This is a genomic window from Alistipes sp. ZOR0009 (assembly GCF_000798815.1).
Taxonomy (GTDB): Bacteria; Bacteroidota; Bacteroidia; order Bacteroidales; family ZOR0009; genus Acetobacteroides.
This window is the reverse complement of the sequence record NZ_JTLD01000004.1, coordinates 193,780-219,340: the sequence shown is the minus strand read 5'-3', so window position 1 is coordinate 219,340 and position 25,561 is coordinate 193,780. Positions and strand designations below refer to the sequence as shown.

The 25,561-nt window shown below is 50.4% G+C and carries 21 protein-coding genes; 11 read left to right on the top strand and 10 right to left on the bottom strand.

What is annotated here, in order from left to right; translation table 11 throughout:
* Positions 1-371: 371 nt before the first annotated feature.
* Positions 372-1,118, top strand: a complete 747-nt coding sequence (locus L990_RS01645; protein ID WP_047444829.1) for a hypothetical protein — start codon at positions 372-374, stop codon at positions 1,116-1,118.
* Between the two features lie 69 nt (positions 1,119-1,187).
* Here the strand turns inward: L990_RS01645 and L990_RS01640 are convergent, their stop codons facing one another.
* The gene (locus L990_RS01640; protein ID WP_231562237.1) at positions 1,188-1,388 is read right to left on the bottom strand and encodes a hypothetical protein; all 201 of its coding nucleotides are present in this window, start codon (positions 1,386-1,388) and stop codon (positions 1,188-1,190) included.
* 330 nt (positions 1,389-1,718) lie between these two features.
* Between L990_RS01640 and L990_RS01635 the strand changes: the two genes are divergently transcribed.
* The 4 genes from L990_RS01635 (at position 1,719) to L990_RS01620 (ending at position 8,602) form a co-directional block, all read left to right on the top strand.
* Complete coding sequence (locus tag L990_RS01635) at positions 1,719-2,312, top strand: TetR/AcrR family transcriptional regulator (protein ID WP_047444825.1); 594 nt, start codon at positions 1,719-1,721, stop codon at positions 2,310-2,312.
* Positions 2,313-2,421: 109 nt separating this feature from the next.
* Complete coding sequence (locus tag L990_RS01630; protein WP_047444824.1) at positions 2,422-3,447, top strand: efflux RND transporter periplasmic adaptor subunit; 1,026 nt, start codon at positions 2,422-2,424, stop codon at positions 3,445-3,447.
* 1 nt (position 3,448) lies between these two features.
* Positions 3,449-7,912, top strand: coding sequence for an efflux RND transporter permease subunit (locus L990_RS01625; protein WP_081981563.1), 4,464 nt, complete (start codon positions 3,449-3,451; stop codon positions 7,910-7,912).
* Positions 7,913-7,981: 69 nt separating this feature from the next.
* Positions 7,982-8,602 (top strand): TetR/AcrR family transcriptional regulator, encoded by a 621-nt coding sequence (locus tag L990_RS01620; protein ID WP_047444822.1) that lies wholly within the window; start codon positions 7,982-7,984, stop codon positions 8,600-8,602.
* Positions 8,603-8,674: 72 nt separating this feature from the next.
* On the opposite strand, the gene pdxA is transcribed toward L990_RS01620, so the two are convergent.
* The 3 genes from pdxA to thiL form a co-directional block, all read right to left on the bottom strand.
* The gene (gene pdxA, locus L990_RS01615; protein ID WP_047444820.1) at positions 8,675-9,724 is read right to left on the bottom strand and encodes a 4-hydroxythreonine-4-phosphate dehydrogenase PdxA; all 1,050 of its coding nucleotides are present in this window, start codon (positions 9,722-9,724) and stop codon (positions 8,675-8,677) included.
* A 90-nt stretch (positions 9,725-9,814) separates the two neighbouring features.
* Positions 9,815-11,029 carry a glycosyltransferase gene (locus tag L990_RS01610; protein WP_047444819.1) on the bottom strand — a complete coding sequence of 405 codons (1,215 nt, stop codon included), beginning with the start codon at positions 11,027-11,029 and terminating at the stop codon, positions 9,815-9,817.
* A 94-nt stretch (positions 11,030-11,123) separates the two neighbouring features.
* On the bottom strand, positions 11,124-12,161 hold the full coding sequence (gene thiL / locus L990_RS01605) for a thiamine-phosphate kinase (RefSeq protein ID WP_047444817.1): 1,038 nt from the start codon (positions 12,159-12,161) through the stop codon (positions 11,124-11,126).
* Between the two features lie 182 nt (positions 12,162-12,343).
* Here thiL and sufB point away from each other — a divergent pair, with 182 nt between their 5' ends.
* The 5 genes from sufB to L990_RS01580 all read left to right on the top strand — a co-directional run bounded on the left by sufB (position 12,344) and on the right by L990_RS01580 (position 17,785).
* Positions 12,344-13,789, top strand: coding sequence for a Fe-S cluster assembly protein SufB (gene sufB / locus L990_RS01600; protein ID WP_047444815.1), 1,446 nt, complete (start codon positions 12,344-12,346; stop codon positions 13,787-13,789).
* A gap of 43 nt (positions 13,790-13,832) precedes the next feature.
* Positions 13,833-14,204 carry a four helix bundle protein gene (locus tag L990_RS01595; protein WP_047444813.1) on the top strand — a complete coding sequence of 124 codons (372 nt, stop codon included), beginning with the start codon at positions 13,833-13,835 and terminating at the stop codon, positions 14,202-14,204.
* Positions 14,205-14,263: 59 nt separating this feature from the next.
* Positions 14,264-15,013 (top strand): Fe-S cluster assembly ATPase SufC, encoded by a 750-nt coding sequence (sufC, locus tag L990_RS01590; RefSeq protein WP_047444812.1) that lies wholly within the window; start codon positions 14,264-14,266, stop codon positions 15,011-15,013.
* A 21-nt stretch (positions 15,014-15,034) separates the two neighbouring features.
* Positions 15,035-16,393, top strand: coding sequence for a Fe-S cluster assembly protein SufD (sufD, locus tag L990_RS01585; protein ID WP_047444810.1), 1,359 nt, complete (start codon positions 15,035-15,037; stop codon positions 16,391-16,393).
* Positions 16,394-16,555: 162 nt separating this feature from the next.
* On the top strand, positions 16,556-17,785 hold the full coding sequence (locus L990_RS01580) for a cysteine desulfurase (RefSeq protein ID WP_047444808.1): 1,230 nt from the start codon (positions 16,556-16,558) through the stop codon (positions 17,783-17,785).
* Positions 17,786-18,255: 470 nt separating this feature from the next.
* Here the strand turns inward: L990_RS01580 and L990_RS01575 are convergent, their stop codons facing one another.
* From L990_RS01575 to L990_RS01550, 5 genes are all read right to left on the bottom strand, one after another.
* Entirely contained in the window at positions 18,256-18,999 is a 744-nt protein-coding gene (locus tag L990_RS01575) for a DUF6261 family protein (RefSeq protein ID WP_156121273.1), read from the bottom strand.
* A gap of 150 nt (positions 19,000-19,149) precedes the next feature.
* Complete coding sequence (locus L990_RS01570) at positions 19,150-19,959, bottom strand: helix-turn-helix domain-containing protein (protein ID WP_047444804.1); 810 nt, start codon at positions 19,957-19,959, stop codon at positions 19,150-19,152.
* A 294-nt stretch (positions 19,960-20,253) separates the two neighbouring features.
* The gene (locus L990_RS01560) at positions 20,254-20,613 is read right to left on the bottom strand and encodes a VOC family protein (protein ID WP_047444800.1); all 360 of its coding nucleotides are present in this window, start codon (positions 20,611-20,613) and stop codon (positions 20,254-20,256) included.
* A gap of 75 nt (positions 20,614-20,688) precedes the next feature.
* Positions 20,689-21,822: an aspartate aminotransferase family protein gene (locus L990_RS01555; RefSeq protein ID WP_047444798.1), complete on the bottom strand. Its 1,134-nt coding sequence runs from the start codon at positions 21,820-21,822 to the stop codon at positions 20,689-20,691.
* 60 nt (positions 21,823-21,882) lie between these two features.
* Entirely contained in the window at positions 21,883-22,614 is a 732-nt protein-coding gene (locus tag L990_RS01550; protein ID WP_047444796.1) for a DUF6946 family protein, read from the bottom strand.
* Between the two features lie 344 nt (positions 22,615-22,958).
* Between L990_RS01550 and L990_RS01545 the strand changes: the two genes are divergently transcribed.
* On the top strand, positions 22,959-23,147 hold the full coding sequence (locus L990_RS01545; RefSeq protein ID WP_047444794.1) for a hypothetical protein: 189 nt from the start codon (positions 22,959-22,961) through the stop codon (positions 23,145-23,147).
* A gap of 12 nt (positions 23,148-23,159) precedes the next feature.
* On the opposite strand, the gene L990_RS01540 is transcribed toward L990_RS01545, so the two are convergent.
* Complete coding sequence (locus L990_RS01540) at positions 23,160-25,514, bottom strand: type IA DNA topoisomerase (protein ID WP_047445092.1); 2,355 nt, start codon at positions 25,512-25,514, stop codon at positions 23,160-23,162.
* Positions 25,515-25,561 lie beyond the last annotated feature (47 nt).

The following is a 25,561-nucleotide window of genomic DNA, read 5'->3' as shown; positions in this document are numbered from 1 at the left end:
ACATCTAGTTTTGGCAAATGTAGAAAGAGACTATGGAATAATGTAGGAATGGATATCCTTGCATTCATCTAAATAGAAGTTCTACCACACTTCGAAGACGGTTCAACTTGAAAGGCCTAATTTAAGTATCTGTAGTGTATAATTCGATTTAAATGATGGCTACTAAATTAGCGCTTATTTGTACTTATTGTTATTTTTTATCAAAAATAAGACTATTCAAATATATGTTTTGCAACATCCAATTCCTGACGAAGTATGTTTTAAGATATAGAGAATAGAAAGAGCATAACAGAGGATGTTAAATGTTGTATGGAATTTTGTAAATTTAAATCATTCTAACAGCGAATGTTTTAACCCTAATAAATCACGCTATGGCTAGTACTTCAGAGACAGGCAACGCCAAAAATGTCGACAACTTTGGTGTGCTAATAGCAGACATCATTTCGTTTGGCGCTAAGTACAATCCCTCCAACCCTTTTTTACTGGTAACGGCGTTAAAGGCAAAGGAAACCTCGGCTCGCGCGTCCATCAATGCGGTTAGCTCGGCCTCCGTTCTGTACTCCAACGTAAGCAACAGGCGCGAAAATGCCTTTAAGCCGCTCAACTCCATCGTTACCCGCGCGCTCAACTCGCTGCGCTCCTCCACATCTACCCAAAATACCGATGCTGCTATGGCTGCCATTGCGCGAAAAATTTATGGTACGCGCGCCGCATCGACCAAGGCTGCCGCCAGGAAGGCCGCTGCGGCCAACCCCGAGGCGAAGGCCGTAACCGTATCTGTATCGCAGCGCAGCTACGATAGCCTAACCGACAACCTCGACCGCTACGTTGAGGCGCTGGCCAGTACGCCCGAGTATAATCCCAACGAGGAGGAGCTAAAGATTGTATCGCTCAAAGCCTTTGCTGCCGAGCTTCGCGCGCTCAACAGCGAGTGCAACACCGCATCCTGTGCCCTCTATGGTGCCCGTACAGCGCGTAACACGGAGCTTTATGCGCCCAACACCGGGTTGGTCGATTTGGCCATTACCGCAAAGACCTACGTAAAATCGGCCTTTGGGGCTGCAAGTCCCGAGTATAAGCGCATTGCATCCATCAAGTTTAAAACCATAAAGCCCTAAGCGACGGACAAAGAATCTCCCTAAATGGGGGATGCGCATCATACCATCTACAATAGTAGCGGAGGTTGCCTAAAGCGTCACTTCCGCTTTCTCTTTATGCATAGTTGATACTGCACTCAGCACAGCTGCCGCTGCCTCAAGCATAACAGCCACTGAATTCTGCACAATTATTGCTGCAGCTAACACAAAGCGTACTGCATTAAGCACAATTACCATTGTGCTGACAGTTGCTACTACTGCATTGAGCACAATTAGTACTTCATCAAGCACAATAGCTACTGTATTAAGCACAATAGCTACTGCTTCAATAACAATAGCTACTGCGTTGAGCGCAATGCTTACTGCTACGAACCGCTTTGTTCTCTTCCATCAATAATTCAGGTCCCACTTGCTATTGCTAGCTCCTCCATTTCTTACTCATAGTCTTCAGCAGCGTCTTATCCTTATTTTTTACTATTTTATCATGATGCTAGCGTAAGCAAGCAGCAGGAGGGGCCACTCTTCTACCTTTCTGTACTTTCGTGTACACCTTATTGCTCCTTTTTTGCATGCTATCAAAATATCTCCTACATTTGCATACCAATCGTTCAGTATTTTTAGATGAGTGATACCAAAGAGTACATAGTTGATAAGTGTTACGACCTGTTTTTGGCCCATAGCTACGAGGCTGTTTCCATTAGCGATATCAGCAAGGCTATAGGGATGACCAAGGGGGCGCTGTACCACCATTTTGCCAGCAAGGAGGATTTGTTTAGAAGCGTTGTGGAGAAGCACTTGGTGCTGCCGGTGGCAAGCTGCGATTTGGCAACCATCTCCTTTAGCGACTTTTTAGAAAGTAACATCCAGGAGATGCGTACCCTTATCGATACCTACATGAACTACAGCCCGCAGTTTACGCCTCTTAACTACATATCCTTTATTATCGATGCTTCGAGGCACTACAAGGGTTTCTTGGATGATAAGGAGAAGTACGTAAAGGAAGAGACCGCTAAGACGGAGCTTGTTTTAAAAAATTCGATAGAGCGCGGGGAGATTCGAGATGATATCAGCGTTTCGGTTACGGCCTACATGTTTACCACCGTATTTATGGGCTTTGCCGGTAACCTGGTGATGAGCACGCAGGATACCGACGAGGCGTTTAACATGCTGAAGCAGCAAATTTGGGAGTACTACAGGTTGCTAAAGAAGGAGTAGCGTTGTACAATTGCGTACGACGTTTTTTAGATAGCGTTGCATACCGTTCGGTCGGTATTTTTTTGAGGAATAACACATACCAAACGTTTAGTATTTAAAGGCAGGTTTTATGAGATTACTAGTTATTGCTACCGTTGCCGTGTTTGTGCTAGCAGGTTGTAGCCACAAATCTAGCAGCACGAAGGGCGAAGAACAGGGAATTAGGGTTAACGTGGCTAGCGTTAAGGAGGTAATGGTAAATCAGGATTTGCGCTACAGCGGGACTGTAGAGCCGCAGCAATCCATTCCGTTAACCTTTCAGTCGATGGGGATTGTAACTCAGGTGCTGGTACAGGAGGGCGATGCCGTAAGGAAGGGGCAGCTGCTTGCCAGCGTAGATAAGAGCGACAACGAGTCGATGTACAACGCGGCCGTAGCCAAGTACCGTCAGGCAAAGGATGCCTACGACAGGCTAAAGAGCGTGTACGACAAGGGAAGCCTCCCCGAAATAAAGTGGGTGGAGATGGAAACTAACCTCCGACAGGCGGAGTCGCAAATGGAGCTCTCGAAGTCGAACCTTTCGAAGTCGTACCTACGCGCCCCCGTTGCGGGAATTATTGGCCGCAGGAACATAGAGCCCGGACAGCACACCACCTCGTCGTTTAATCCGCTAGAGATTGTCAAGATAGAGCGAATTCAGGTAAAGATTTCGGTGCCCGAGAATGAGATTGGCAAGATGCGTAAGGGGATGAAGGCTACGTTTAGCATCTCGGCCCTAAACGATAAAAAGTTTGATGGAGTTGTAACCAACATCGGGGTGGTTGCCGACCAGATATCGCGTACCTACGAGGTAAAGGTGGAGGCTGCTAATCCGCAGCTCGAAATGAAGCCGGGTATGGTTTGCGACGTGTTTATACATCCTACAACGCAGATTAAGGCGATGGTTGCCCCCTACCAGGCGGTGGATAGGGATGCTAGCGGCGCCAGCTTTGTTTATGTGGTTGATGGTGCATCGAAGAGGGTAAAGAAGCAGCTCGTAAAGACTGGGACGTATGACGAAAATGGCATTATAATCCTATCGGGATTAGCGGCCAGCTCGCTGGTGGTTACCGAGGGTAGGGATAAGCTGGTAGATAACGCCCAAATAGTTTACTAGCATGAGCAATAGACGAATTGGCCTGATAGAGGCCGCCATGAAATACCGCAACATCGTGTTTACGCTGGCTGCGCTTCTGCTACTTATTGGAGCTTGGGCGTTAAAGGAGATGCCGCGTAACGAGTTTCCAGAGTTTACCATCCGCCAGGGGCTGGTGGTAGGTATCTATCCTGGGGCAACCTCGGCCGAGGTGGAGGAGCAGCTTACCCGCGAGGTGGAGAACTACATTTTTGGCTACAAGGAGGTAAAGAAGGCTAAAACCTACTCGCTATCGCGCGATGGGGTAATGTACATATTTGTCGAGCTGAATGACGATGTGAAGGATGCCGATAGGTTTTGGTCTAAGCTACGCCACGGGCTAAACGAGCTTAAGGCCTCGTCGCTGCCGTCGGGGGTGCTGGCGCTTGTTGCCAACAACGACTTTGGCGATACGGCTGCGCTGCTTATTACCCTCTCGTCCGACAAGAAGTCGTACAAGGAGCTGGAGCAGGATCTAAAGCGCCTGGAGGCCGAGTGCCGGAAAATACCATCAGTATCTAAGATAAAGCACTACGGCATTCAGAAGGAGCAGATACATGTAAAGGTTCGCCCCGAGAAGCTGAACGAATACCATATTAAATCGCTATCGCTGCTATCGTCGTACCAGTCAAACGGCATGGTGAATAGCGCAGGGGTTTTAAAGGATGGTAAGAATGATCTTACGGTGCATTTCCCTGCCAACTTCGAGTCGGAGAAGGAGCTCTACGAGCAGATTATCTACTCCGATCCAGCCGGGAATGTTGTTAGGCTAAGGGATATTGCCACCCTAGAGCGCAAGTACGAAGATCCGGACAGCTACATTCGTCAGAATGGGAAGAAGACCATTCTGCTATCGTTGGAGATGCAGCCCGGCAATAACATCGTTCAGTTTGGTAAGGATGTCGATAAGGCAATAGATAAGTTTGGCTCGTACACCTCTAAGGATGTGGCGGTCGAGAAGATCTCTGAACTTCCGAAGTATGTCGACGAGTCGATCTCGCACTTCCTAGGGGAGTTTGGCATTGCCATCATCTCCGTAATATTTGTAACCATGCTGCTGCTGCCCCTAAGGGTTGCCTCGGTGGCTGGGATTACGGTTCCTATCTCGGTTCTTATAACCCTTGGCATTCTATATTTTCTGGGCTTTGAGCTTAACACCGTAACGTTGGCCGCCCTAATTGTGGTGCTAGGGATGATTGTTGATAACTCCATTGTTGTTATAGACAACCATGTGGAGAAACTGGATCATGGAATGAATCCGTGGAAGGCCGCCATTAAAAGCGCAAGAGAGCTGGTGGTGCCAATCATTGCGGCAACGCTGGCTATCATTTCGGCCTACTTTCCGTTGGATATTTTCCTTCCGGGCGTCTCTGGCGAGTTTGTATTCTCGTTTCCTTATACTATTGCCATTGCCCTTTTCGTGTCCATCCTTGTGGCACTATTTATTGTGCCCTACCTTAACTTTCACTTCATTAAAAAGGGGCTGCTGCACCACGATGTAGAGGCTGGAACCAGCAAAAAGGAGAAGGAGGGAAAGAGCTTTTTGGATAGGCTTCAGGGTTTCTTTGATAAGTCGTTGGAGAAGGCGTTTAGGCATCCTAAGATTACCATTTCGCTGGGTGTTGCCTCTGTGCTGCTATCGTTCCTGCTGTTTAGTCAGGTAAAGCAGCAGCTTTTTCCCGAGATGGATCGTAACCAGCTGGCAATAGAGGTTTATCTGCCAACAGGCACGGCGCTGGAGGGAACCAGCCAGGTGATTGATAGCGTGGAGAAGGTGCTGAAGAGGGATAGCCGGGTAACCAACGTAACCTGCTTTATTGGTACCAGCTCGCCTCGATTCCATACGGTATATGCGCCTAATATGCCCTCGCATAACTACGGGCAAATACTGGTGAATACGACCTCAAACGAGGCTACCAAGGAGATATTTAACGACTACTCCTCTAAGCTGATGAATGCCTACCCCAATGCGCACGTCAAGTTTAAGATTCTATCGCTGTTGGCAACCAAGGCGCCTATCGAAATACGCCTTTCGGGCGATTCCATCTCCGATTTGCGTGCTGCCGAAAAGCAGGTAAACGCAATTCTGGCTAAAACACAGCATATCGATTGGGTTAGGACAGATTGGGATCAGTATCAGCAGAATATCCGTGTCGAGATGGATAAGGATAAGGCCAACAGAATGGGATATTCGAAGGGGTTGGTGGCTACATCGCTGCTGGCATCGCTCAATGGGCTTCCGCTGACAACCATTTGGGAGAACGACTATCCCGTGGCTGTAAAGCTCTACAAGGATAGCAACGCCCCTAAGAGCATAAAGACGCTTCAGGACGAGTATATAACCTCTCCTGCCACAATGTCGGGAATTCCGTTGCGCTCCTTTACCAAGCTAACGCCCGAGTGGACCGAAGGTACCATCGTACGACGTAATGGAGTAAGAACGCTTACCGTTCAGGTGGATGTATCCCCAGAAATGGTGCCATCGGAGGTGTTCTCGGTGTTGAAGCCTCAAATCGATAACCTTAAGACTCCTAACGTTACCATTTCGTACGGAGGCGAGCTGGAGTCGCAAATCGAAACCTACATTCCGATGGCCATTGCCCTTATGGTAAGCGTGCTCATCATATTCTTTATACTTCTCTTTCAGTTTAAGAAGATTAAGCTGTCGCTACTTATAATGAGTACCATGCTACTTGGGTTGCCTGGTGCTGCAATTGGGCTGTACGTAATGCAGTTTCCTTTTGGGATGACAGCCTTTATGGGAGTTACCAGCCTTTGTGGTATTGTTGTACGTAACGGGATAATACTGGTAGACTACGCCCACGAGCTGGTTGAAAAGAATGGCCTTTCGATATATGAGGCATCGCTTGCTGCAGGCAAACGACGTATGCGCCCAATCTTTTTAACCTCCGCCGCCGCATCGGTTGGTGTAATTTCGATGATCGTTAGCCGATCGCCGCTATGGGGACCATTGGGTACGGTTATTTGCTTTGGTTTGATGATTTCGATGGTGCTAACGCTATTTGTGCTGCCGGTGCTATACTGGTTGGCCTACCGCAAGGAATCGAATACAAAAGGAGGCAGAGAGATGGCAACAGCAGGCATTGGTATTATAGCCTTTCTGATGCTGCTACCTGCTGCTGGTAATGCTCAGGTAAAGCCAGCATCCCCCTCCCGTCTTTTGACGTTAGACTCCTGTAAGGCTATAGCGTTAAGCAACAGCAAAGCCTTGCTGCAGGCTCAGCAGGAGGTGTTGGAATCGGAGGAGCAGAGGAAGGGGGCTTTTACCAGCTACTTTCCGGTTGTAAAGGCAAATCTTACCGCGTTAAGAGCTACCGATTACCTTATAAAAACGCCAGCGTTAAACCTACCCGTGTACGATGGAAATCCGGCCAACTTGGCGCATCCTACCCAGTTTACCTATATTCCCGGCTTTAACCTTTTAGATAAGGCAAGTATGGCCATCGTTAGCGCAACACAGCCAATATATGCCGGTGGACGTATTGTGAATGGCAATAGGTTGGCGTCATTGGGTAAGGAGGTAAGCCAAAAGAAGCTTGAGCTGAGTACAACCGAGGTGATGGTGCATACGGAGGAGCTCTTCTGGACCATTATTTCGCTGCAGGAGAAAATGAAAACGGTAGATCGCTACCAGGGATTTCTGGATACGCTTGCTCGCGATGTAAGCAACATGTGTAAGGCTGGTTTGGTGCAGCGTAACGATTTGCTAAAGGTTCAGATTAAGCAAAACGAGCTGAAGATGAATCGGCTTAAGCTGCAGAATGCAATAAAACTAAGCAAAATGGCGCTTAGCCAGCATATAGGCTTACCTACCTCTACGGATATCTCTCTCTCTTATCAAATAGAGGGAGAGCCCGGTAAGCCTCAGCCGATTGGAAAGCAGCAGGCAACCCAAAATAGGATGGAATACCAGCTGGTGGGTAAGATGCTGCAGGCCGAAAAGCTGCAGAAGAAGCTTGTTTGGGGGGAATACCTTCCGCAGCTAGCGCTATCTGCCCAATGGAACTACATAGATGTAAACAACAGCAGCATGAAGCAGGCTTTTGCATTGGCCACATTAAGTATTCCTATTAGCGATTGGTGGGGTGGTTCGCGTAAGATTAAACAGCAGCAGTTTAAGGTGCAGCGTATCCAAATGCAGCTTGACGAAACCGCCGAGAAGCTGGATCTACAAATGAGCCAATCGGAGAATGCCGTAACCGAAAGCGTAAGCCAGATAGAGCTTTCTCAGAATATGGTTAAGCAGGCTACCGAAAACTTTAGGATATCTAACGACAACTATAAGGCGGGTATTATTGCCATTTCGGATTTGCTGGAGGCACAGGCATTGCTGCAGGAGTGTCAGGATGGGCTTTCGGAAAAGCTGTGCAACCACAGGGTGGTTGTTGCTAAATACAATCAGGCATTTGGTATATACACGAAGTAAGGAACGGCTACGGTGCTCATCCAGCACCGTAGCCTCCTTTATCTCTAGAAAATATAAGGGAGTATAGCTATGCGGTCGAAGAAACTTTACTATACGCAAAAGATTGCAGAATTCTTTATTGCACAAGGAAACACCACAGTTAAGGTAGACGAGTTGGCCTATCAGCTGGGGGTAACAAAGAAAACTCTTTACAACTACTTCGAGAGTAAGCAGCAGATGATAGAGAGCGTTGTAGATCATCTGTTAAAGCAGAAGATGGAGGAGGTACGGCTAATTCATTTGATGTATCCTTCGCCAGTTGAGGCTTTGAGGGCGATAGCCGGGAGCGTGCTGTCGTTTGCCAACGAGTATTCCTATATTCTTCGGATTTCTACGTCTGCCAACGTCTCTCCGTCCTTAGAAGGTGCCTTTATTCGTCGAAAGGAGGAGGTGGCAGAGATTGTTGAATGCTGCTTTGCAAAGGGGATTAGGGAGCATCTTTTTGAGGATGATACGAACATTGCCCTGCTGAGCCACTACTTCGTTTTTCAGCTGCAGCAGGTATTTACCGCCAACTGTAGGTTTGATAGCTTTGAAGAATATAAGGCTCAATTCATGGAGCTGCTATTCCTATTTCTTAGAGGTATCTGTACTCCTCGTGGACGCGATGCTTTGCGTAAGGCATTTAGCATGCAGGTGACGGAATGCTAAAAAGGTGGGTGATGGCTGTATGAAAAAGAAAAACTCTCCTCGTGCTAGGTGGCGTGAGGAGAGCTTCATATTTTATATCGTATCTGGATCTACATGTTCCAACGGATTCTTGGTAATCTCGTTGTAAAGGGTGCGATTGCGATGAACGTCTATTGCTAGGTAGATGGCGCTACGGAAGCTATCTGCCGATGCAATATCTTGTCCAACTAGATTGTAGGCCGTACCGTGTGCTGGAGATGTTCTAATTACAGGGATACCTGCGGTATAGTTTACTCCGCTGCTAAATGAGGTTAGCTTAAATGGAATCAATCCTTGATCGTGGTACATGGCAAGGATGGCATCGAACTTGCGGAAGTTATCTGTTCCGAAAAATCCGTCGGCAGGATATGGTCCAAATGCCATAATTCCTTCCTCGTTGGCAGCATTGATTGCTGGGATAATTACCTCGTTCTCCTCTATCCCAATTAAGCCGCTATCGCCCGCATGAGGGTTTAGCCCAAGCACAGCAATGCGTGGTCCGCGAATTCCAAAATCGGCAATTAATGCATGGTTTAGCGTCCTTAACTTTTCAAGGATAAGCTCCTTCGAGATAAGAAACGGAAGGTCTTTTACGGGAACGTGGGTAGTAACAACACCAATCTTCATAACATCGCTAACCATTACCATGAGCGATTTGCTGTTGTATTGGCGCTCTAAATATTCCGTGTGGCCTGGAAAGTTAAACGCATCCGACTGCACGTTCTGCTTGTTGATCGGAGCGGTAACCAGCACGTCTATCTTACCATCAGTTAAATCTTGAATGGCTGCTTCTAGGGATGTAACCGCAGCTGCTCCGCCCATTGGCGTTGATTTCCCTGCATCAACGCGAACGTTGTCGTCCATCACGTTAATTAGGTTCGAACGTCGAGGGTGAATGTCATCTATATTCTTTGCCGGATTGAAGGCAAAGTTGTCTAGGTTCATTTGTTTGCGGTGAAATGCGGCAACTTTAGGAGATCCGTATACAACAGGAATACAAATCTCGTTAATGCGGGCATCGGCCAGTGTTTTCATAATAACCTCGTAACCAATACCGTTTATATCGCCTTGTGTGATTCCTACAACTACTTTTCCGTCTATCATTGTAAATTTTTTTACAAAGTTATGTTTTGGCCTGTAAGGTAGCAATTATCTTGCTACAAATAAGCACCATTATATAAATGGAGTTTGACGCTATATGTTTAAAATAGACTGGCTAAATTGCTGATACAGTGCTGCGGCATTGCATCTTTCGCTCCATCTTTTTTTTGCGCTATCTCTAAGATTTTTTTCGCACACTCTTTTGGCTATTCTCTCAATGGCAGCAGCCAGCGCTTCTGCCGAAATATCAGAAGGTATCAGCTCGCCAACCTCGCTATCGACAATTTCGGGAGTCCCTCCAACAGCCGTTGCCAAAACGGGAATGCCCATAGATAGAGCCTCCATTATGGAAACAGGGACACCTTCGGAGCTGCTTACGTTTATAAATAGATCAACGGAATTATTGGTAAGGTAGGTAATCACCTCCTTGTTTGGCATTTTCCCTAAAAACTGGGCGGTAACATTGGAGGGTAGCTGCGCCGCAATCGATTTGACCTTTTCTGCCGTTTCGCCATCTCCAATATGAACCCAGCTTACCTTTGCTTTAACGTTGAGTAGGGCGCTGGCCAGCAGATCAAGGCGTTTTAGAGGCACCATGTTCGATATGGTGAGTATGCGGAAAATATCATCGGTGCTTTGAGGTGAAAGCCCTTGCTCATGAACGCCCAGTCTCGAAATCTCCGAAACGTTTTTGACAAAGGGATATTTGGATTCAATGTAGCTCTTCCCATATTCGGAGCAGAAGTAGGCACGGTCTACCCTCTCTAGCTGTCGCTTGCGTAGGGGGATATAGCCTCCGTTTGTCTCCTCGTAGGTATCGGAGCCATGAAACCGAATGGCAATCTTTTTATTTAACGATTTGGAGAGGAGCGGTATGATGAAAGAAGCCCTTATTCCCCAGTAAAAGTAAAAGGTGTCGTAGCTTTGGTCCTTCAGAACCCGCTTTACCTCCTTGTTGGCAAGAATGGTTCGAGCCATTAGTAAGCCAATTCCCCAGCTCCAAATTTTTTTACCAGACCGATATGCTCCAGAGGTAAATAGATCTTTGACATACGCACAAAAAGGCGAACTATTCAGTACTCCTTTTATGAGAAGCTCATCCTTTGCCTTGGAGTTATTCATGATAGGCGTGGTGTAGCTTACATTGTGGGGTACAGAACGGGTTTCGCGCGAAGTTCCGTAGTTTAAAGGAATTATCTTTATCTCGTCAAAGGTAAGGCTAAGATAGTCGAGCTCATTCCTTAAGAAGGGTTCTGCGCTTCCGTAGGGGTAGCTATCGGTGAATATGGTTAATTTTCTGAGGGGCATATGAAAACCAGTTTCTGACGTTGAATGGCTGTTTGATGGCGTTAAGCCAAAGAGTTTCTCGAACCCTTTGGCTTCTATTTGAGATTACATCGATTTACTCTGTAGCCCATCCTTGAGCCTGCAGCGGTATTTCACCTCCATCTGGGGTAACAATGTAGTTACCTTTGCTTTCTGCGGTTATATGGCCAATTACATCAATTCCTCCAAGGTTTTTCACCTCGTCATGTTTCTCTATTGGTATGGTAAAGAGCAGCTCGTAGTCTTCGCCTCCATTAAGGGCTGCAATGGCCGGGTCGAAGTTTAGCTCTTCGCCAGCCCTGAAGGTTTCGCTTGCAATTGGAATCTTCTCGAGGTAGATGCGTACGCCAGCCTTTGAGCTTTTGGCTATTTGCATTAGGTCAGAAGCAAGGCCATCCGAAAGGTCTATCATCGAGGTTGGCTGTATTCCCAGCTCGCGAAGCTGGTCAACAATATCCTTACGAGCCTCGGGCTTAAGCTGGCGCTTTAAAACATAGTCAAAACCCTCTAGCTGAGGTTGAACCTTGTCATTTCCGGCAAAGACCTGCTTTTCGCGCTCTAGTATTTGCAGCCCCATAAATGCGGCACCAAGGTTTCCGCTAACGCAGATCAAATCGTTTGCTTTTGCTCCGCTACGGTAGGTGATCTTATCCTTATCAACAAAACCCACAACGCTTACGCTGATGGCAAGTCCTGTGAGCGAGCTGGTGGTATCGCCACCCACCAGATCAACCTGGTAGGTTTCGCACGCAAGGCGAATACCGTCGTATAGCTCGTCGAGCATTTCAACCGAGAATCGTTTCGAAATTCCGAGCGATATGGTTAGCTGGGTTGGCGTTCCATTCATGGCGTAGATATCCATGATGTTGGCTACTACCGCCTTGTAGCCAAGGTGGCGTAATGGTGTATAGGTGAGGTCGAACTGGATACCTTCGAGCAGCAAGTCGGTGGTAAGTAGCATGTACTTATCGCCAGCATCGATAACAGCAGCATCATCGCCAACCCCGGTGCGGGTAGTTGGTTGATTTAGCTTGATTGATGAAGTGAGGTGATCGATTAGGCCAAACTCTCCAAGGGTAGCAAGCTCTGTTCGCTTTACATCGTTGTTCGACATTGTTTTTAAAACTCTTTTGGGTGAATAATGTGGATTTATGTGTTGTTAAGCGAGTCTATTTTCTAAAAAACTGATTATCTTTGCGCTAATTTAGATTAATTCTACATAACAACGCGTTGTCCGCTACAAAGGTAAACATTAATAGGTTACCTTTGTTAGTCCCGCAACCAAAGATTAGCGTAATGGAAAATCAAGATAATATCTTGGACGAGGTAACCAAAGGCGAATACAAGTACGGCTTTGTTACCGATGTTCAGGAGGATAAAATTCCGAAGGGGCTTAACGAGGATATTGTCAGGCTGATCTCGGAGAAAAAGGGCGAACCAGAGTGGATGCTAAACTTTAGGTTAAAGGCATTTCGCCATTGGCAAACGCTTAAGATGCCAGAATGGGCGCATCTTAATGTTCCTGAGATTGACTATCAGGACATCATCTACTATTCGGCGCCTAAGCAGCAGGCTAAGTATGCCAGCATGGACGAGGTTGATCCGGAGCTGAAGGAAACCTTCGACAAGCTGGGAATTCCTCTCGACGAGCAGGCACACCTTGCTGGTGTTGCTGTTGATGCAGTAATGGATAGCGTTTCGGTGAAGACAACCTTTAAGGAGACACTTGCTGAAAAAGGGATTATCTTTTGCTCGTTTAGCGAGGCGGTAAAGGAGCATCCCGATTTGGTTCAGAAGTACGTGGCCTCGGTTGTTCCTTATACCGACAACTACTTTGCTGCGCTTAACTCTGCTGTATTTAGCGATGGCTCGTTCTGCTACATACCACAAGGGGTGCGTTGCCCTATGGAGCTTTCCACCTACTTCCGTATTAATGCAGCCAACACGGGGCAATTCGAGCGTACGCTTATCGTTGCCGACGAAGGTGCCTACGTGAGCTACCTCGAAGGATGTACAGCCCCAATGCGCGACGAAAACCAGCTGCATGCTGCCATCGTAGAGATTGTGGTGATGAAGGACGCAGAGGTGAAGTACTCTACCGTACAAAACTGGTATCCTGGAAATAAGGATGGCGTTGGAGGTATCTACAACTTCGTAACCAAGCGCGGTATCTGTAAGGGTGAAAATGCCAAGCTGTCGTGGACACAGATCGAGACCGGCTCGGCCATCACCTGGAAGTATCCAAGCTGCATTCTGATGGGCGATAACTCTATTGGCGAGTTCTACTCGGTGGCCGTTACCAACAATCACCAGCAGGCTGATACGGGTACCAAGATGATCCATATCGGAAAGAATACCAAGAGCCGTATTGTATCGAAAGGTATTTCGGCAGGCTTGAGTAACAACAGCTACCGAGGATTGGTAAAGGTTACCAAGAATGCTGAGAATGCGCGCAACTTTTCGCAGTGCGATTCGCTGCTGATGGGCGATAAGTGCGGAGCGCATACCTTCCCCTACATCGAAACCAACAACAAGTCGGCCATTGTAGAGCACGAGGCAACCACCTCCAAAATTGGCGAAGACCAGATCTTCTACTGCAACCAGCGTGGATTATCAACCGAAGAGGCGGTAGGAATGATCGTAAACGGCTATGCCAAGGAGGTACTCAACAAGCTGCCAATGGAGTTTGCCGTTGAAGCCCAAAAGCTGCTGGCCATTAGCTTGGAGGGGAGTGTAGGGTAAGCTTCGCAGAAGTTAAAGAATTGAGAAGTTAAAGAAGAAAAGAATGGAAGGAACGAAGACATTTGAAGAATTGAAGGCTTGGCAAAGAGCACATCGGTTTACTCTTGATGTCTACAAAATATCCGAATCCTTTCCTAAGCGAGAAGATTTTTGTTTAACGAATCAATTCCGTCGTGCCGCAATTTCAATAGCAGCAAACATTGCAGAAGGTTACAAGAAAAAAGGGAAACTAGATAAGTTGAGGTTTTTTAATATGTCACAAGGTTCATTGGAAGAGTGTCGTTATTACTTAATCTTATCAAAAGACTTAAATTATATAACGGAAGATGAGAAAGGTAGATTGCTTGAATTGCTAAATGACTCAAGTAGGTTGTTAAACAGTTACTGTAAAGCTATATCAGATGATATTCATTAACTTCTTTAACTTCCGATAACTTCTTTGACTTCCAACATTGTAGTGCAAAACAGAACGAAATGCTATCAATAAAAAATCTTCACGCCAATATAAACGGCAAAGAAATTCTTAAGGGTATTAACCTTGAGGTGAAACCTGGCGAGGTACACGCAATTATGGGCCCTAACGGTTCAGGTAAAAGCACCCTAGCCTCGGTTTTGGCTGGCAAGGAGATGTTTGATGTTACCGAAGGAGAGGTAATATTTAACGGTAAGAACCTGCTAGAGCTGGCTCCTGAAGATCGCTCGCGCGAGGGTATTTTCCTTGGATTCCAGTATCCGGTAGAGATTCCGGGCGTATCGATGACCAACTTTATGCGTGCTGCGGTAAATGCGCACCGCGAGTACAAGGGTATGCCGGCACTTTCGGCTTCCGACTTTCTGCGCATGATGCGCGAAAAGAGCCAGATCGTGGAGATTGACGCCAAGCTTACCAACCGATCGGTAAACGAAGGTTTCTCGGGCGGCGAAAAGAAGCGTAACGAGATCTTCCAAATGGCCATGCTGGAGCCAATGCTTTCCATCCTAGACGAAACCGACTCTGGGCTCGATATCGACGCGCTACGAATTGTGGCTACCGGCGTTACCAAGCTAAAGAGACCCGATAACGCTACCATTGTAATTACCCACTACCAGCGTTTGCTCGACTACATCGTACCCGATTTTGTGCACGTGCTGTACAACGGCCGCATCATCAAGTCGGCGGGTAAGGAGCTGGCGCTCGAGCTGGAAGAGAAGGGTTACGACTGGCTAAAGAATGGCGAATTCTAATGCCCCAAAACACGAGCAGAAATGAGTAAGCCAATAGAAAATAACGTTGTTAAATCGTTTGTCGACCTCTACATCTCCAACATGGAGCTGATAACAGAGGGCGTATCAAACGAGGTAAACAACGTACGTGCCGATGCCATCGAAAGCTTCCTGCTGAATGGCATCCCCAACAAGAAGTACGAGAAGTACAAGTATGTCGATCTTCAATCGCACTTCGAAAAGGAGTTTGAAAAGTATTTTGCCACGCAGAACATAGGCGTACAGCAGTCGGACTTATTTAAGTGCGATGTGCCGAATCTTAACGCGCACCTTGCCATGCTGGTAAACGGCTTCTACTACGGCGATGCGCTAACCGAGCTTCCCAACGGGGTAGTATTTGGCTCGTTTGCCGCTGCATCTACCAAGTATCCCGAGCTGTTCGAGAAGTACTACAACCGCGTAGCCGACAACGCTACCGAGGGCTTAACGGCGCTCAATACCGCCTTCGCTCAGGATGGCATCTTTATCTACGTGCCCAAAAATGCCATCGTAGATAAGCCCATCCAGATTGTGAATGTGCTTTTAGCCAACGAGGACGTGATGGTGCAACCCCGCAACCTGTTTATCTTCGAGGCCAACAGCCAGGCAAAGGTTGCCATTTGCGATCATACCCTTTCGCCCAATAAGTTCCTAACCAACTCGGTTACCGAAATATTTACTGCCGACAACGCCATTGTGGAGCAGGTAAAGATGCAGAACGAGAATAACGAATCGGTAAACATTTCCAGCGTTTATGTCGATCAGGCATCCAACAGCCACTTCACATCCAACGCCATTACCCTACATGGAGGCGTGGTGCGCAACAACGTTACTGCATCGCTCAACGGCGTGGGAGGCGAAAACAACCTTACCGGGCTATACCTGGTAGACCAAAACCAGCATGTTGATAGCCGTACGGTGGTAAACCACAACGTGCCGCGCTGCCTAAGCAACCAGCTCTTTAAGGGTGTTTTGGACGATAACGGCGTTGCCGCCTTTAACGGGATGATTTACGTTGCCAAGGATGCGCAGAAAACCGAGGCGTTCCAAACCAACCGCACGCTGCAGCTTACCGACGAGGCCAAGGTGTACACCAAACCTCAGCTCGAAATATACGCCGACGACGTGAAATGTAGCCACGGAGCAACCGTTGGTCAGCCCGACACCGACCAGGTGTTTTACATGCGTGCCCGCGGTATTGGCGAGCGCGAGGCAACCCTGCTGCAGATGTTCGGTTTTGCCCACGAGGTTATCCAGCACATCGGCATAGAGCCGCTCCGCGACCGCATCGACGAGCTGGTGAACAAGCGCCTGCGCGGCGAGCTATCGCGCTGCAACGTGTGCGAGATGCACTGCATGTAATGAGATGCATCACGATTTACGACACACGTATCACGATAAAGGGTACTTAACCGTGTCTGAATCGTAAAGCATCCATAAAACAGGTAGAATAGATAGCACCATATCTTCACAATTGCGATGTCGTGATGCATGATACGTGATTCGTGATACTAAATAGAAGACATGTTTAACGTAGAAAGGATAAGGGAAGATTTTCCGATACTTAGTAGGGAGGTAAACAAGCGTCAGCTGGCGTACTTAGATAACGGCGCAACCACGCAGAAGCCCCGTGCCGTGCTCGACTCGGTAAACCAGATGAGCACGCTGTGGAATGCCAACATTCACCGTGGGGTGCACTACCTCTCGCAGCAAAGCACCGAGATGTACGAGGGTGCCCGCGAAACCGTTCGCTCGTTCCTAAATGCCGCCAGCACCCGCGAGATTGTCTTTACCGCTGGGGCTACGGCCTCCATCAACGCGGTGGCCTACTCGTTTGGCGAGCGCTACATTAGCGCGGGCGACGAGGTGCTGATTACCGAAATGGAGCATCACGCCAACATCGTACCCTGGCAGCTGATGTGCCAGCGCAAGGGCGCCATCCTTAAGTATATCCCATTCGACGATAACGGCGAGCTGCGCCTCGACCTGCTCGACAGCCTGATTACCGAGCGCACCAAAATCGTTTCGGTGGTGCAGGTATCCAACTCGCTTGGAACCATCAACCCCGTTAAGGAGATTGTTGCCAAGGTACACGCCAAGGGCATTCCGGTGCTGGTGGATGGCTCGCAGGCCGTGCCCCACATGCCTGTCGACGTGCAGGATATCGGCTGCGACTTCTACGTCTTCTCGGGCCACAAGCTGTATGCCCCAACGGGTATCGGCATCCTTTACGGTAAGGAGACGCTCCTCGAAGAGCTGCCACCCTACCAGGGCGGAGGCGATATGATTGCCCACGTACGCCTAGATGGCACCACCACCTGGGCCGAGCTGCCGCTCAAGTTCGAGGCGGGTACCACCAACTATATTGGTGCCGTTGGACTGGGCGCCGCCATCCGCTACATGGAGGAGATTGGCCTTAACAGCATACAGGCCTACGAGCAGGAGCTGCTGGCCTACGCCAACCAGCGTTTTGCCACCATCAGCAGCCTAAACATCTACGGAAAAGCGCCACACAAGGCCGCCATCATCTCGTTTTTGTTGGGCGGCATCCACCAGCTCGATACGGGCATGGTGCTCGATAAGCTGGGCATTGCCGTACGCACCGGCACTCACTGCACCGAGCCGGTGATGACCCACTTCGGAATCGAAGGAACCGTGCGCGCCTCGTTTGCCATGTACAACACCAAGGAGGAGGTAGATCGTCTCTACGAGGCCATCCTGGTGGTGCAGCAGATGTTTGGTGGAGCCTACTAGCTAGCTAAGCGGAGCAAATATAAAATAGTACTACGGAGGCGCCTTGCAAGGCGCCTCCGTGCGTTTTACCCCCTCTGGTGGCGCATACAGCATCGGCCTAAAGCCTTAAATGGGAGCCAGAGGTGCCTGCTTGGCGGTTTGCTGGCGGACTATCATTCTGGCGGAGGTCGGGATTTTAGGTGATTGGCCGCGTCGGCTCGCAAATGCCATTTTTTTTGCGCCATCCTTTTGCACACAAAATGCCAAGTTGAGGCCCGTAGCCCCATGTTATAGGGTAAGTTCGCGAAATGTGTATCGGCATATTTGCTACTTTGCGCCCCATTTTAGGGGGAAAACTGCCATTTTTTTGGGGGCATGGCGGTAGGTTCGCTGGCCTGCTGCCGTGTGCAGCTAGAGACATCTGCTCCAAAAAAAGGAGGTCGGCATCTCACGATGACGACCTCCAACATTTTGTCTATGGAACTAAATAATTACAATTTTTCTTCATCCTTCTTCTTCTTGGCAACGGTAGCGCGCGTTTTAAGAACGGGCATCACCTTGTCTATTTCCGGATTTATCTTCTGTATCATTTGTAGGTATTCGGTCTGCTCGGTTACGTGGTAGCAATCCTCCACCAGCTCCATGATGTACGAAAATAGCCTCGATGCCTTCTTGATAAGCTCGTACATGGCCGCTTCGGGCTTTTCCTCCATCAGCACCCCGTGGCGGTAGCCGTACTGCTGCTCAAATCGGCCCTGCTCCGACCATACCTCGAACCACTTGTCGGTGGCATGAAGCGTCTGTAGCGCCTCGTCGTAGCGCGGGTTGGTGGTAAGTAGGGTGTTGAGCTCGTGCAGCGCGGCCGTCTCCTCCTTTAGGCCAAGGTCGCCGATGCTGCCCCGCGTTTTGAGCTCGCGGTAAATCAGCGTGGCAGCCTCCACCTCCTTGGGGTCGGTGCTTAGGCGGCACGACTGGATGTACAGGTCGAAGCGGGTTAGCTTGCGGTCGCGCTGCACATCGGCCTCGGTTACCTGCTTGGTAAGCTCGGCCTGGCTACCCGTGCGCTGCGCCACCTCCATGGCCACCATGGTTTGCGCCAGCCCCTCTATAGCCTGCTTGAGCTTGCTGTTCATGGTTGGAAATACTTTTAGGTATGGGAGTACAATTGTTAAGAATGCATAAGCCTCGCCAGTTCGCATTGAGGACATTCTGAGTGGGTTAAATTTTATTTTCATACATCAATATTTGGTTTTGAGATATAAAATTATGAGATAGTAGCTAAAAAGTCAATATTTTTAAGAATTATTTTTTGGCTTGATGTTTCTGGCGATCCTAGCAGTGCTCTCCGCAGCTGCGGAGAGGGTAGGAAGGTGGAGGTGCGAGGCCTACTGGGCGAAGTAGTCGGATACGGGCTCGCAGGCCGCAAAGTACTGCGAGGGGGTGACGCCCGCCAAGGCGCGGAAGTCGTTTACCATGTGCGACTGGTCGTAGTAGCCGCAGGTGTAGGCCAGCTCGGTGAGCGAGAGGCCGGGGGTGCGCGCCTTTTGCAGCAGCGCATTTTGGAAGCGGAGTATCCGCAAAAACTGCTTGGGCGAAATGCCCACATGCGCCAGAAAGCGGCGCTCGAACTGCTTGCGGCACAGGCAGGCCTCGGCGGCCAGCGTACCGATGGCCACCAGCCCGCGGTGGTGGTTGATGATGCCCAAGCTGTGGCCCATGCGCGCCAGCTCGTGGGGGTCGGTTGGGGCTAGGCGCTGCAGCAGGAACCGTTCTGCGATGGCCACCCGCGCGGCAAACGAGGTGGCCTCCTGCAGGCTCTCCTCGAGCTGCGGCAGGCCATCCTTTAGAATATCCCTTAGGGGGATGCTGTGGTTGAGCAGCTCGTTGGCGGGGATGCCCAGCAGCGCCTTCACCCCGCAGGGCTGGAACGAGACGGTAAAGAGCAGCAGGCGGGGCGGCACCTCGAGGTCGAAAAAGGAGGTGGTGTGGCCGCAGAGCGTGAGGCCGCCGTCGAAGCGGTGGTGGGAGTTGAGCACGGTGGGGGTGTCGGCCAGGTAGAACACCAGCTCCATGAGGCCGTTGGGCACCACGCGCTGGATGGGCGCCTCGGCCTGGGGCGCGTACGCTTCGAGGCACCAGTACTGCTTGACGTAGGGGGCCAGCGCGGGCGATGGCTTTGCTTGGTGGAGGGTCACGGGTTGCTTGTTTGGGGTAAAGTTAGCCAAAAAAAGGGGCGCTACGGCGGGCGGTTACCTCGCCGCTGGGATTTCGATTTTACCATTTCATTCTGCTTTGAGCGCAGCCTTGGCCACAAGTAAGGGCAAAGGAACGTCCATAAGGATGATTGGAGATGCGAACATCGCCTCCGCACCTGTCTTAATCGGCGAAATTGGGTAGAGACGCATTGCATGCGTCTCCCGAAGATGGAGGCGCGGCTTTAAAGGCGCTACGGCGGCCGTTACCTCGCCGCAGCGCCTGCATCAAACTTGTTACCTGTTGCCGTAAAGGCCTACGCGGTTGCCCTCGCTGTCGGTAAAGAGGGCGAAGTAGCCGAGCCCCTCCACCTCAATCTTGGTTTTGGGCTGGGTGATGGTGCCGCCTAGGGCCACGATGCGCTCGATGGTGGCGTCGAGGTGGTCGCCCGTGTTGAGGCTCACCAGCGTGCCATCCGCCGAGGGGTTGAAGCCCGGCGAGTAGGAGATGGCCCCCTCGCCCGTTGGGAAGCAGGCCATCTTTTCGTTGGCGTGTACCGAAATGTTGAAATCGATGTTGAGGATGCCGCGGTAGAAGGCTACCGCGCGCTCGAAGTTGGCCGCTGGGATATCGACCCACGAAACTAGCTTTTCCATTGTCGTTTTTATTTTGGTTGACAATGCAAAAGTAGGGCGCGGGCGCGGGGCAAAATTGGAAAATTGCGACCTTCTTTACAGGGCCTTCAGCAGCTGGCCTAGCACGTGGGTCAGCCGGTTGATTTCGGTGGTGGTTATCACCAAGGGGGGCATCAGCCTAAGGGTGTTCTGCTTGCAGCCTACCACGATGCCCTCGTCAAAGAGCTGCCGGCCGATGGCATCGCCATCCACCTCGGGGGTAAGCTCTACGGCAAGCATCAGGCCGCGTGCCCTTACCTCCCTTATTTTGGTGGGATACTTGGTGCGCAGCTGCTCGAGCTGCTCCTTAAGGCAGGTGCCCATCTTCTGCGAGATGTCTACCAGGTTAAACTCCTCCATCATATCCAGCACCTTGGCGCCGATGGAGCAGCCCAGCGGGTCGTTTTGGTGCGACTGCGCGTGCCTAAAGGTGTTCTTTGCCAGCGCGGCGGCTAGGGGCTCGCTGACGGTTATCCCGCTAATGGGGTAGCCGTTGCCCAGGGCCTTGCCGGTAACCACCATGTCGGGGGTAACCTCGTAGTGCTGAAATCCGAACCACCTGCCGGTGCGGCCCAGCCCGGTGGTTACCTCGTCGGCAATAACGAGGCAGCCGTGCTCCTTGGCGCGGGTGGCCAGCCGCTTTATAAAGTCTTTGGAGGGGAAGCGCACCATGTCGTACGACGCTCCGCCTGTTTCGAGGACAAAGGCGGCCACCTCGTCGAACCGAAGCTGGTCGATGGCGGCGGTATCGTTTAGGGCGATGGTTACGGCCACCTCGTTTTCGGGGGATGCCTGTCCAAAGCCGTAGGCGCTCAGAAACGAGCTCTCTATCTTAACAATCTTGGGGCGCCCGGTAACGTGGCGGGCCACCACAATGGCGAGGTTGATGGCCTCGGAGCCCGAGCTCAGGAACACGCTGGCCCCCTCGTCGAAGCCCGTTAGCCGCAGAAGCTTTTCGGAGAGCTCCTCGGCGTGCTCGTTGCGGAAGTGGTAGCCGTGGTGTACCGAGGTGTACAGCTGGCTTTTCATCAGCTTGCTGATGCTCTCGTTGCAGTGCCCCAGGTTGGTGCACCACACGCCCGACTCAAAATCGATGTACTCCTTTCCATCGCTATCGTAAACGTAGCACCCCTTCGATCGTACCAGTACCCTATCGGAGGGGGTGTATAATGGAATAATAGCTTGCTTCATAAAGAAAGGTTTAGAGTGAAACCTAGGTATGCTGTTGCATGTAGTATGTAAGCGTATGCGCTAGAGCTTAACCAACCGTTCGGCACCAAAGCGGTAAACGGGCTCCTTTTTCATGGCGGTAAAGGCCGTGTCTTCCACCTCGCGGATGGAGGTTACCTCCACCTGCCACACGTGGAAGGAGAGCGTTCTCTTTGGGTTGATAACCTCTACCATTGCCTTTAGCCGGTTGGTGTAGGCGGTCATGGCCTCCTCGTTTTCCTTTTCGTAGAATAGCAAGTAAACCACGGCGGCCTTCTCGCTGCCGGCGCACGCCGAGGCGGTGCGGTGGTAGAACTGGTAGTCGAGCGAGTGCTGCAGCTGCGGGTTAATGCCCTGCGAGAATGGTTCGATGAGGCTAGTCCATCCCTCTAGCACCTGCTGGCGGTTGTCGCTGGTGGCTTTTTGCAGCCAGCCTTCGATATTTTCGGGGTGGCCATTTTCGGGCAGGTATTCGGTAAACTTAGCCTCGATGGCTATCTTGCTGTTTCCGCATATCACCATCAAATCGGTCATGGAGGCTTTGCCGTGGCCTTTAGGCGATACGGTGGGGTACTCGAAGCAGAGCGTAACGCTGTTGGTCGACTCCTTTAGGGCGTCGAGCAGCTGCTTGGTTCGTTGGTTGGTATCCTTCCAAAACTGCACCAAAGGAATGGTGGAGGTACGAATGCTATTGGTGTTTAATCCCGAGAAATGGTCGAGAAGAATTTCGTAATCGTAGCTGCAGGGCTTTCCGTAACGGACATTTGTAATCATTTCGACTAGCTATTAATAGGTCTTTAGGTTAGGTTTACTATATGCAAGGAGGGCTTGGCGCAATGTATTCTTAGCGATGAAAGAAGCCCTCACTTCGGATTAAAGCCGCTGCCAGGCGTTGCCTAGTGTCGGCAATAAATCTCAGGGGGTGAATATAGCTGAATAGCGCTACCGTTGTAGCGTTAACACTAATTTTATTTTGAAAAAGATGAAGTTAGCCCTACTGGGTGCGTAAAAACAAAAAGCCATAAGGTGGCTGCTAGCGGATATGGGTTAGCGGCTTGCGTAGGGCAGATGGCAAAAAAAATGCTACTTTGCGCGGCTAAATACAAATAAAATTACCGATGAAAAAAGCTATTACGATACTTCTTATGTGTGCCCTAACGGCCATACTTGTGCTTCCAGCATTTTACAGGAACGATGTTACGCTGCTACTTGCCAAGGGCGTTAAGTTTGCGGCAACCGTATCGATACTGATATGGCTATTCCGAAGGCATAGGAGCCGGGAGGAGCGCTTTATTGGAAAAGAGTAGGTAGGGCGCTGCCTACCCCAAAAATTCTTTAAGTAGGGCTAGGTTAACCTCGCGGTTGGGGTGCTTGGCGGCAATATCGTCGAAGGTGACCTTAAAGGTGCACCCCTCCTTCCAACGGCTGCAGCCAAAGGCGCTTTTGCCCTGCAGAATTTTACCCTGCTGGCAGGTTGGACAGGTTAGCTCGGTTACGGGAGCAGGCTTGGCTTCGGCCTTTTGCTCGTCGCGCTGCAGAAGAACTTGCCCCTGCTCGTCGAGGGTGAGGATGCCGTCGCACTTGGTGCCATCAACCGAAAAACCTTTAATCTTAGGCGTTTTCCCGGTGGCAATAAGCGTTTCGACCTGCTTGTCGGTTAGCTTTTTTCCGTAATGATCGAACGCCAAACGGAAGGTGCATCCCTCCTTAAAGGCGCTACAGCCGTACGAGCTGTTACCTCGTAGTACCTTTCCCTTCTTGCACTTTGGACAAATGAGCTCGGCGGGTTTATCGTCCTTAGCCTTTTTGGCACGCTTGCCTTTTGCCTTTTTCCCCTCCTCCGAGTCGTCGTCGGAGGCCTTCTTTTCGGGCTCCTCGGCCTCGATGGTGATGCTGCGGTTTTGCCTTTCGGTTAGCACCTCTACCACGAGCGATTTCACCATCTCCTTCATCTCTCCAATAAACTCCTCGGCCTTGTAGTCGCCCTTTTCGATTTGGCGCAGCTTGCGCTCCCAGATTCCGGTAAGCTCGACGGACTTAAGCAGCTCGTTGTTGATGGTTTGAATGAGTTCGATGCCGGTTACCGTAGGCTCGATGTTTTTCCGCACGCGGCGTATATACTTTCGCTTAAAGAGCGTTTCGATGATGTTGGCGCGGGTTGATGGGCGCCCAATGCCATTTTCTTTTAGTGCATCGCGCAGCTCCTCGTCGTCGACCTGCTTGCCGGCGGTTTCCATGGCGCGGAGCAGGGTAGCTTCGGTGTAGGGCTTTGGCGGTTGGGTTTGCTTTTCCTGCACGCCTGGCTCGTGCGGTCCGCTTTCGCCTTCGACGAATTCGGGCATGAGCTGGTCGTCCTTATCGGGCTCGTCGTCGTCCTTCTCGTCGTCCTTCTTTTTGAAGAGGATGCGCCATCCATCTTCGAGTATCTGCTTGCCGGTTGCCTTAAAGGGTATCTGGGCTGCCTCGCCCAAAACGGTGGTGTTGGAGACGATACAGTCGGGGTAAAAGGCGGCAATAAAGCGGCGAATTATGAGGTCGAAGACCTTCTTTTCGTTAAAGGCAAGGTTGGGGTTGAACTCGCCCGTTGGAATGATGGCGTGGTGGTCGGTAACCTTGCTGTCGTCGAATACCTTTTTGCTTTTTTTGATTTTGGAGGCCAGCAGCTGCTCGGTAAACTGCTCGTAGGGCTTTAGCCCTTTGAGTATTCCGGGAACTTTTGGGTAGATATCGTTGGGAAGAAAGGTGGTATCGACGCGCGGGTACGACACCTGCTTCTTCTCGTAGAGGCTTTGTATGTAGTTGAGGGTTTCCTCGGCGGTAAATCCGAACTTCTTGTTGCACTCGACCTGCAGCGAGGTTAAATCGAAGAGGCGAGGCGGCGCTTCGGTGCCCTTCTTTTTCTCGAACGAGGTGATGGTGAAGAGGCTCTCGCGAATCTTTTGCAGGATGTCGGCAGCGTCGGCCTCGGCGGTAAAACGGCCCTGCGTGGCGGAGAAAATGACGCCCCGGTAGAGCGTTTTGAGCTCCCAGTAGGGTTCGGGCTTAAAGTTGACGATGTCGAGGTGGCGGCGAACGATGAGCGCCAGCGTTGGCGTTTGCACGCGGCCAATTGAAAGCACGCCCTTGCCGTTGCTATACTTGGAGGTGTAGAGGCGGGTGGCGTTGATGCCCAGCAGCCAGTCGCTGACGGCTCGCGCATGGCCTGCAAAGAATAGCAGATCGTACTTGCTACCCTCCTGAAGGGAGTTAAATCCCTCCTTGATGGCCTCGGCGGTTAGCGAGGATATCCAAAGGCGCTTAAGCGGCTTGGCATTCTGCGCCAGGGTAAGCACCCAGCGCTGAATAAGCTCCCCCTCCTGTCCGGCATCACCACAGTTGATTACCTCGTCGCATTCGGAAACTAGGCGCTTGATGGTTTCGAACTGCTTGCGTATACCGGTGTCGTCTATCACCTTTATTTGAAACCGCTGCGGTATGATGGGCAGGGTGTAAAGGCTCCAGCGCTTGAGATCGGGGTGGTAGTCTTCGGGAAGCTTGAGGGTGCAGAGATGCCCAAAGGTCCAGCTAATCCAATAGCCGTTACCCTCGTAGTAACCGTCGCGGCGCGTACTGGCGCCTAGTATTTCGGCCAACTCCTTGGCAACACTGGGTTTCTCGGCAATGCAAAGCTTCACGGGTGAGGTATAAAGATAAACGAAGCACGAAGATAGCGATTTTAGGG